Below are 8,977 nucleotides of genomic sequence, written 5' to 3'. Positions count from 1 at the left end.
TACGCCGACAAATTGTTCAGCGACACCGCGAAATCCGGCAGAAACACCTCGGGACGCGCCGCCGCCAGGCGCTCTCGGATCTTTACCGCTCTCGTGCTGGCCGCCAACGCCTCGTCCCAGCGCCCCAGTTCGGCCAGCCGATTCGAGAGGTTGTTCAGTGCTCGGGCGAGGTTCTGGCTGAGGGTGGGGTCTCCCCGGTGTCCCAGCTTCCGCCACCACGCCCGCGAGTCCAGGGCCTCGTCGTACTGGGCGACCTGGCGGTCGGCCAGCGTCAGGGCGTGATCGGCCAGACGCTGGGTCTGATCGGGAATCGCGGCGTACAGTTGGTCGCGCAGCTCATCCATGAGTTCGGGGGAGGCACAGATCGGGTGCAGTGCTTCCAGCAGAGGCCTCGGGGTCTGTGCCTGCGGGGCGATGGTGATCGCAGGAAGCGCGAGCATGGCCGGATGCGTGGTGATCAGCTCCTCCAGCCTTTCCCCCAGGGGCCCCGTGGGCAGGGGCAGTGCGAGAGCCCTGGTGAGCACGGTCAGGGCGTGCAGGGCCTGATCGTGAGTGATGTGCGGCAGGACCGCGTCGAGCAGTTCGGGGTGGTGCGTGAGGGCCCGGGCGAGGTGATGCTCGGCCAGTCGGTCGGGGTGCACGCTTCCCCAGTAAACATGCGGCGCGTCGGGTGGATAGAGGTCATGGATCCAGGTCGCGAGGCGCAGGCGGGTGTCTTCCGGGGTGTCACGGAGGCCGGGTGCGAGCGCGAGCGTGTCGACGGCCTGCGGCCGGGTCGCCGCGCCGGTGAGGAGGGCCACGGTCAGTGCGGTCAGCCGCTGCTGCTCCGAGCCGAGACCGTGGTGCTGGGCGGTACGGCTCCAGTAGGAGTGCTCATGGCTGAGGATGACGTCTTCGGGGCTCTCTCCCGCCGTGCCGTTGCCGGTGAGCAGTTCGGCGAGCGCGGACATGTGCAGGGTCAGGGCATGACCGGCCCCCGGGACCGCGTCCGTGACACTGCCGGTCCCGGGGCCGGCCGAGTATCCGGGGATGCGTGCCAGCGCCGCCGCGAGCTGTCGGCGTGCCTGGTCCCGGGCGTCGAAGAGCAGGGTGCCGTCGGCGGCTTCGAGCAGGGGAAGCTGCAGTGGATGTGGTGCCAGTGCTGCTGTGGGGGCGACATCGCGGCGTAACTGCTGCCACCAGTCGCCGTCCGTCCGGCCGAGCATCAAGGCTCGGACTGGGTGTCCGCTGGGGTGCAGGGCGAGATGGTTGATGAGGGCCGTGGCGAACGCCGTTCGCGTCTCGGCGTAGTCGAGGATCAGCAGCAGCGGACCGGCTGATGACGCGAGCGCCCTGAGGTGCTCGGCGGACAGGTGTTCCGACTGGGTCAGCTGCCCCACCGCCCAGTCCTCGGCGTCGAGACGGGAGGCCACTTCACGGGCCAAGCGGGTCTTGCCCTGCCCTCCGGGTCCGGTCACCAGCAAACCGGACAGCATGGGCCCCGTACGGCACCACTCCAGCAGGGTGCCGAGTTCGGCACGGGGGCGGAAGGCGACGATCTCATACTCGGGGCGCAGCAGAGAGGCCGGGGAAGCGGGGGCGAGCGCCGGGTACCAAGGAGTGAACGCGTCCTGCATCTCGACCGGTTCGAGGACGAGACGTCGGCCCGTCGCTCGCTCGACCGCACTCCGGAAGCCGAGTTGTCGCGCCAGGACATGCAGGGGTGTGGCGGTCAGGCGGTGCGAGCCGAAGCCGGGGGTGTCCTCGGTGACGACACCCGTGATCAGGGAGCCGCAGGTGACGGCCGCTCCCGAGATGCCCTGCCATCCGGCTCGCCGGGCATCGGGCGTCGGCCGTCCGTGGTCGGGGTGGTGTCCCGCGGTGATCAGGTACTGGTTCGTGCGCGAACCCGCCATCGGATTGATGTACCCGTCGACCTGGTCGATCTCCCGATCGGTGCCGGTCGGTGTGAGACTGTCCGGAAATCCGGCCGCCTGGCACGCCACCCGGACGTCCTGGCCGATGAGCCGCCCGAACCGGGCCGACACCATGCCGTCCGGCACATGCCAGGTGTCCGGCTCCCCTGCGCCCGGGGAAGACACGGCGAGCAGCGCGGCGTCCAGCACCGGATCTGCCCATACGACCATTGCCGGGCACAGCCGCCCACCGATGAGCCGCACGAGCAAACGCTCGTACGGCCGGCTCCGCTCGTCGACCACGACGTGCCAGGCAGTCAGCACGAGTCGGCCGACGAGCAGGGTCCCGGTACCGAAGGAGGCCCCGCCGCCGGCCTCTCGCGCCGCCCACACCTCGGCCAGACGACGACGGTCGAACCATGCGCCTGCCATGACCCCTACTCGGTGGGCAGTTCGTCCACCCGACTCCTCACCTTGGCCGGTCGACCCTGGGCATCCGTCGGCTGCAAAGTGATCTTCAGCCGGTGCGCATCAACGGTTGCCTTGCTCGCCCTGCCGCCCGCCGACAGGACGAACACCTTCGCGGTGACGTCCCCCGCCTTCTCTTTTCGGACGTCCACCGCGAATTCGAGCTCGACGGGCCCGACTTCGAATCTGAGTGACTCGTCCCGCCCCTCGACCATGGCCGCCTGCAGCTCCGCGCGCACCCCGCGCACGGCCTCGGCCAGACCGACCCAGACCTCGTCCGGCACCGGACACCCCCATGACAATCGTGACGACCCAGCAGTGAGGCACACGCTAGCCGCTCGACGTGGCCTGCACGGCAGGAAACTCCTTCTCGGTCGGCCGAACGGCCCCGACGTGGCGGGATATCCGGACGGACCGCTCCTCGCCGCCGGGTAACGCTGCGCTACTCGGTGGGTGGTCGTAGGCAGTGAGGGATCGGATCACTGAGTTATTTCGGCGTGCCGCATTCAGCTGGACGCCAGAACGCGATCAAGCGCCGATGACTGAATGGATCCCCGGCCGTGACCACACGCGATAACGAACGTGGATATGTATTCCGTTGAGTCTGCGGCAACCGGTCAGTCACGGCACGGCGCGCTCGATACGGCACATTCCTGAACCGTTCCGTGAAGAGCGTGCGCGATGTGTGCGCCCTCCAGGCGCCGGACCTCGGCCAGCTCCCGGCAGGCCATTGAGGTCGGATACAGATGGGCGATCCGCTTGTCGTCGGTGTCCTGTCGGCGCTCCAGCAGTCCCTGTTCGGTGAGCTGGGAGGCGAGCGCACTGACGTTGTTCGGCCGCATCAGCAGGCCGTCGGCAGCCTCGCGTACGGTGGCGCCCACCTGCTGCGAGACGAATCGCAGCAGCGCGCGCTGTCCCTCGGGCGGCTTGGGCCGCGCGAAGTCCCGGGCGACCCGGCGGTCGAGGGCCCGCTTCAGCGCGAGCAGGCACGCCGCGAGGCGCAGAGGCCATGGCAGGTCGCGAATGGCGGGCCTGCACCTGCACCCCAAAACGGCCCGGACAGCATCGACGCACCTGCAAGGGTCACTGAGCCACCGTGATCGCCTGCACCGGGCAGACGCGGGCGGCTTCCCCGACCATCGGGTCGGCGGTGCCCTCCTCGTGGCCCGGCAGCAGTTCGCTGAAGCCGTCGTCGTCCTGGGTGAAGACCTTCGGCGCAGTCAGCACGCACTGTCCGGCGCCGATGCATACATCCGTATCGATACTGATCCGCATCACCACAGCATCCTTTCCGAGAGGGGTCCGGTCACCACGCCACGGGCAGTTCGAGCATGCCCTGGATCGTGTCGCCGGGCTTGAACGGGATCTCGTCGACGGGTGCCGCCAGCCGCAGCCCCGGCAGCCGGTCGAAGAGGGTGCGCAGGGCGATCTCCATCTCGGCCCGCGCAAGGTTCTGGCCGAGGCACTGATGGATCCCGAAGCCGAAGGCGACATGGTGGCGAGACTGCCGGCCGAGGTCCAATTCGTCCGGCGAAGCGTACGCGGCTTCGTCCCGGTTGATCACCGACGTGGACAGCACGACGCCGTCACCTGCCCGGATGGTCACCCCGCCCACCTCGATGTCCTCCGTGGCCACCCGTGAGATGCCGTCGACAATGGACAGGAACCGCAGCAACTCCTCGACCGCGGCAGGCATCAGCTCCTCGGATGTGCGCAACCGGTCCATCTGGTCCGGATGCTGAAGGAGAGTGAACGTACCCAGCGAGATCATGTTCGCGGTCGTCTCGTGGCCCGCTATGAGCAGGATCTCGGCCAGCTGGACCAGTTCTTCACAGTCGATGGCACCGGTCTCGAGGCGCTGGGCGATGAGCTCGTCGAGCAGCCCCTCGCCCCGGTCGGACCGCTTGCGCTCGATCAGCACCCGGAAGTACTCGTCGAGCGCGGCCCGTGCGTCCTCGACATTGGCGGCCCCGGGACCGCGTAGCAACCTGCGCGACTGGGACTCGAAGAAGTCGTGATCGTCGTACGGAACGCCGAGAAGCGTACAGATCACCATGGAGGGAACGGGCAGCGCGAAGGCGCTCACCAGATCGATGGGCGGACCCTGCTCGATCATGGCGTCCAGCAGCCGGTCCACGGTTTCCTGGATCCTCGGCCGCAAGGTGGCGGTTCGCTTCACGGAGAAGCTCGGTATCAGCATCCGGCGCTGCGCATTGTGCTCGGGGTCGTCGACGCCGACCAGTTCGATACGCCGTTTGGTGCTCCGGGCCGTCCGCTCGGTGAACACCGGGAACTCGGGGTTCTCCCGGTCGGCGGACAATCGCTGGTCCACCAGCAGCGCACGCGCCTCGGCATGCCCGGTCACCAGCCACACCCGGCGGCCGTCGAAGAGTTTGGCGGAAGACAGCGGCCGTTGCCCGCCGTTCTGCGGCCGGTACCCCGTCGGCGGGTGGTAGGGGCAGGTGCGGTCCTGCGGGAAGGAAACGGTCTCGGTGTCTGCCATGGCGGGCCTCGCAAACAGGATGGAGGGGGAACTACCGATATCCCCCCACTAGATGCCTCAGTCACCTAACTGGTCTACGCGATGTTCGGCCAACTCGCCGCCGAGCTGTGCCATCCGCTGCGTGTCTGAACCACGAACCGCCTGTGGACACGGTCATGGTCGAGGATCGTCCTGGCGCGACCTGCATCGATGGATACGCCGACACCTTTTCCGTCACATCGAACGGAATAGGAACCGGACGCGCACCGCCGCACGGGCCAAAGGCCGCGCGGACCAGCAGGCCCGACGGCTTCTCCGGTCCGCGCCGCACCCCTGGCACGGCGGCGCCGCTGCCTCCGGCCTGGTTCCCATGGTCGGCCCGCGCCACAAGTGCGTTGCGAGTATGGCGTGGGAGGTGTGGGTTGATCGGGCGTGGGTCAGGCATGGGCACGGCATCTGGACTTGGGAGCCCGGTCGGGTCGCCCGGACAAGGACACCACGGCCCGATTCCAGCGGGCCGGGGTGCTACGTCACATCACGCAGACGGCTCGGTCACTCACCTTCGAAGTAATCTTCGATCACTCGGAAGCTCCCTCCCACTCCATTATTGACGAACACGCCTCCGTCCACCTGCTGCGGGAACACGCCTTGGGTGGAGCCGTAGGGTCCGACGGTCGCGATGGGACCGCCGTTGTCGCAGGTCGCCCCACGGAAGACCTCGACGATCCTCCGGCTGTCATTGAAGATGTTGAAGCTCGTGGAGCCGAGGCCGCTGGCCGCAGTGATGCAGCCGCTGGGGTAGGCCGAGTACGTCCGCTCGTTGAAGTGGATCCTGCCCTCGTCGTGGCCCCCACCCCCGCCGTAGCCCCTACCCCCGTTCCCCCTGTCCTCGTCGTTACCTCCTCCCTCGTCATGACCTCCGCTCTCGTCGTTCCTGTTGCTCTCGTCGTTCCTGTTGCTCTCGCTGTTCCCCGCGCTCTCGTCGTTCCTGCTGCTCTCGTCGTTCCTACTGCTCTCGTCGTTGCCCCTGCTCTCGTTGCCTCTGCCCACGTTGCCCTTTCCGGCGTCGTCCGCGCGGTTGGGGGGCGAAGCGGGGGCGGCGGCCTGATGGACCTGCTGGACGACCGGGGCTGCATGTGCCGGCTCGATGGTGGCGGCCGAGGTGAAGGTGCTGCCGGTGGTGGTCAGGGCCGCGACGGCCGCGACGGCCGTACTAACGACACTGGAACGGGTAACCATGTCACTTCTCCTGTCTCCGAGAGGCCGGCAGAGCAGCCGACGCGTGATTGAACGTACTAACACCCCCCCATACCTGTCATATCGGGCATATCGAAAAGCTGACACCAAGGCAGCGAACGAGATGGCAGGCACCCGTATGCCATTCAGGTGCAATCTGACGATCCATCGACAGCCTTTGGATGTAGGCGAATTGATGTACGACTCCCCCATCTGGGCGACCCCCTGACACCCGCCCGCCCGAAGGCGGCGTGTCATTCATCGACACAGCCAGGACAAGAGCAGCCGGGCTTTGGGGCCGCCCGTGTCGGCGGGAAACGAGCAGGCCGGCCACCACATCCGGGTAGACAGGCGCGTCACCGGCCTGCCGAGCGGCGAAGACGAAGGCCAGGAGTCCGCAGGGAACATCGGCCGCCAGGTGGATCTCCGCGTCGGCCCGTCGCAGGGCCGGCCGACTGCGTGGTCGTCCGGCTCACCGACCGCGGTCTCACTTGCGGCCCCGAAGCCGATATCAGCTTCCGGTCCCGTTCCCGCTCATGAAAACCGGCACTTCCCTGCACTTCACCCGTTCGGGTGGGCTGCGGCTGTCGACGTAACTCGCGCCGGCGCAAAGCGAAGACCGCCCAGAGCCGGCGCCGGGGCGCTGCACCATGTGCGGCCGGTGGTCCGCCCAGGTGGGCGCGCGAGCCCGAAGCCGGGGCGCGGTCACAGACGGCGATCAGGTGTGACCACTACGGCGGCAGGATGACGCGGGAAATTGCCCACGAGACCAAGTCCGGTACCGCGCCCCATCGGAACCGATGACCATTAGCCGACGGAGTCCATGAAGCTCAACATCCGGCTGTTGACCTGCTCCGCGTGGTCGATCTGCGGTCCGTGGCCGGTGTTCGGGACGATCTCGGCGCGGGCCCCCGGTATCAGGCGCGGGACACGCTCCACTTGGCGTTGCGGGTGCACGAGAAGGCTTCGCCTGCCGAGCAGCAGGTAGAGCGGGGTGCGGATGGTACGCAGCTCGTCCTCGCCGAGGGGAAGTGGAGCCGGGCGCCGTATGCGGTAGGCGCGGACACCGGACCTGATCATCGTGCGCAGTTCGGGCACGATGAGGACCGGTTGCTCCAACCAGGCTGCCAAGCGCGGGCGTAGCGCCTTGGGGGCGAAGGTCGCGAAGAGGCTGGCGAAGATCCAGGCAAAGAAGCGCAGGCCCACTCTCTCCAGTCCGCCGGGATCGAGCAGAGTCACCGAGGCGAGGCGGCCGGGCCTTCGGTGCGCCTGGTTCAGTGCGAGCCAGCCGCCGTAGGAGGAGCCGATGAGGTGGACACGGTCGAGACCGAGGCCGGTGAGCGCCTCGTCCAGCCACTGGGCGGCGCGTTCGGGCTGATGGATGGGCTCGCGCTGGACACTGCGGCCCGGGTCGCCGGGAGTGTCGAGCGCGTAGACGGTCCGGTCGGCGCTGAGCGCGGCGGTGTTCGGGTACCACATGGCAGAGCAGCTGCCCGCGCCATGCACCAAAACGATCGGGGTGCGGGATTCGGCGGCGGGGTCCGTGGGGCCGTACCGGTAGACATGAGTCGTCCCGAATCCGGTCTCCACGTCGAATTCCGCGCAGATGGGCGCGCCCATCGCGTAGACCGCGTCGCAGGCCGCGAAGTACCGGTCGCGCAGGGCATCGTTCACGTAGCGGCCAACGTCGGCGCGGGCGCGGATCGTGGTCTCGGGCACGGCGGGCCACCTCCAGGAGCATCCGTTTTTCGTGATACGACCGTACCACGATGGTGGTACCGCTGTACCATGAAGCATGGCCTGGCGCGGCTCAGGGCCAGGAGACCGACGAGCGGAGCAACGACCGATGCCCAAACGCGTCGACCACGAAGAGCGGCGTACCGAGATCGCCGAGGCGCTCGTGCGGGTCGCTGGACGGCGCGGACTGCACGCGGTGGGGATGCGCGATGTGGCAGCGGAGGCAGGGGTGTCACTGCGGCTGGTGCAGTACTACTTCCAGACAAAGGAGAAGTTGCTGCTCTACGGACTGCAGCACCTCGCGGCCCGATTCGGCGAGCGGGTTGTCGTCCGGCTCCGGGCAGCCGGGGAGGACCCGGGGCCGCGCGCGATGATCGAGGCGATACTCATGGCGTCGTTGCCCACCGACGAGGAGAGCCGCACCTTCCACCTCGTCTACACCTCGTACGCCGTGCTGGCCGTGACCGACGAAGCGCTTGCCGCTCAGCCCTTCATGAAGAACCCCGATGCTGCGGAGGACGCCGTGACCGGCCTGCTCCAGCAGGCGCAGAACGCGCATCTCACGCGGCCCGATATGGACGCACGTCTGGAGGCGATCAGCCTGCTGACCATGTCCGCGGGACTCGGCACCAGCATCCTCGTCGGCCAGCGCAGTGCGGAGTCCGCCGCCGTTGTCCTCAACCACCACCTGGACCGGATCTTCCAAGAACGCGAACGCAAGGACTGAGAATCTGGCGATTGGTCGTGCAGATTCGTTGATCCAGAGGCCTTCGCCAAGGCGGCCTCGACAGCCGGGTCCGGATACGCAGCCACATCCTCGGCCATGCCCTCGGGGCGCTGTCCAAGGTGATGCTCCCGACCTCCTCAGGGTCCGAGCTCCGTGTCAGCGCGCAGTCCGGATCGGTGGCCCGGCGGCCTGTTCGATACACATCCGGCCTCGATATGCGGCTTCACGCCGGCCGCCGCGTTGACCCATTGCCGACCGGCGGGGCGTGAGACGGTATCGGCGGCGACACTGCTGCCGATACCGGTCCCGGATCGCGAAGTGGCAACTGAACCGGCAACTCAGTAGGCGGAGTTGACGTTGTCGATCGATCCGTAGCGGTGGGCGGCGTAGTTGGCGGCCGCGGTGATGTTGGCGACGGGGTCGGTGGCGTCG

General features: G+C 68.1%; 8 protein-coding genes and 1 pseudogene. 1 reads left to right on the top strand and 8 read right to left on the bottom strand.

Annotation, left to right across the window (positions count from 1 at the left end; translation table 11 throughout):
• The 7 genes from ACZ3IC_RS24720 to ACZ3IC_RS24690 form a co-directional block, all read right to left on the bottom strand.
• A partial coding sequence (locus ACZ3IC_RS24720; RefSeq protein ID WP_467419279.1) for a S1 family peptidase occupies positions 1 to 2,327 on the bottom strand: 2,327 nt, incomplete at its 3' end.
• 5 nt (positions 2,328 to 2,332) lie between these two features.
• A complete protein-coding gene (locus tag ACZ3IC_RS24715) occupies positions 2,333 to 2,647 on the bottom strand; it encodes a trypco2 family protein (protein ID WP_467419277.1) in 315 nt (104 codons plus the stop codon).
• A 333-nt stretch (positions 2,648 to 2,980) separates the two neighbouring features.
• The gene (locus ACZ3IC_RS24710; RefSeq protein ID WP_467419274.1) at positions 2,981 to 3,412 is read right to left on the bottom strand and encodes a MarR family winged helix-turn-helix transcriptional regulator; all 432 of its coding nucleotides are present in this window, start codon (positions 3,410 to 3,412) and stop codon (positions 2,981 to 2,983) included.
• A 34-nt stretch (positions 3,413 to 3,446) separates the two neighbouring features.
• Positions 3,447 to 3,638, bottom strand: a complete 192-nt coding sequence (locus ACZ3IC_RS24705; RefSeq protein WP_467419272.1) for a ferredoxin — start codon at positions 3,636 to 3,638, stop codon at positions 3,447 to 3,449.
• Positions 3,639 to 3,669: 31 nt separating this feature from the next.
• Entirely contained in the window at positions 3,670 to 4,866 is a 1,197-nt protein-coding gene (locus tag ACZ3IC_RS24700; RefSeq protein ID WP_467419271.1) for a cytochrome P450, read from the bottom strand.
• Between the two features lie 531 nt (positions 4,867 to 5,397).
• On the bottom strand, positions 5,398 to 6,084 hold the full coding sequence (locus ACZ3IC_RS24695; protein ID WP_467419268.1) for a hypothetical protein: 687 nt from the start codon (positions 6,082 to 6,084) through the stop codon (positions 5,398 to 5,400).
• Positions 6,085 to 6,888: 804 nt separating this feature from the next.
• The gene (locus ACZ3IC_RS24690; RefSeq protein ID WP_467419266.1) at positions 6,889 to 7,800 is read right to left on the bottom strand and encodes an alpha/beta fold hydrolase; all 912 of its coding nucleotides are present in this window, start codon (positions 7,798 to 7,800) and stop codon (positions 6,889 to 6,891) included.
• A 127-nt stretch (positions 7,801 to 7,927) separates the two neighbouring features.
• On the opposite strand from ACZ3IC_RS24690, the gene ACZ3IC_RS24685 reads away from it, so the two are divergent.
• A complete protein-coding gene (locus ACZ3IC_RS24685) occupies positions 7,928 to 8,545 on the top strand; it encodes a TetR/AcrR family transcriptional regulator (protein ID WP_467419264.1) in 618 nt (205 codons plus the stop codon).
• A 338-nt stretch (positions 8,546 to 8,883) separates the two neighbouring features.
• Here ACZ3IC_RS24685 and ACZ3IC_RS24680 read toward each other — a convergent pair.
• Positions 8,884 to 8,977, bottom strand: a pseudogene (locus ACZ3IC_RS24680) (transglycosylase SLT domain-containing protein); the annotation flags it as partial.

This window comes from Streptomyces sp. NPDC002958 (genome assembly GCF_055563255.1).
The sequence above is the reverse complement of the archived record's forward strand: the minus strand, read 5'-3'. Positions and strand labels throughout refer to the sequence as shown.

What these genes read in the sequence shown, in the direction of transcription:
- ACZ3IC_RS24705 (WP_467419272.1), bottom strand. Translation starts at nt 3,638, where the DNA reads ATGCGGATCAGTATCGATACGGATGTATGCATCGGCGCCGGACAGTGC.
- ACZ3IC_RS24700 (WP_467419271.1), bottom strand. Translation starts at nt 4,866, where the DNA reads ATGGCAGACACCGAGACCGTTTCCTTCCCGCAGGACCGCACCTGCCCC.
- ACZ3IC_RS24695 (WP_467419268.1), bottom strand. Translation starts at nt 6,084, where the DNA reads ATGGTTACCCGTTCCAGTGTCGTTAGTACGGCCGTCGCGGCCGTCGCG.
- ACZ3IC_RS24685 (WP_467419264.1), top strand. Translation starts at nt 7,928, where the DNA reads ATGCCCAAACGCGTCGACCACGAAGAGCGGCGTACCGAGATCGCCGAG.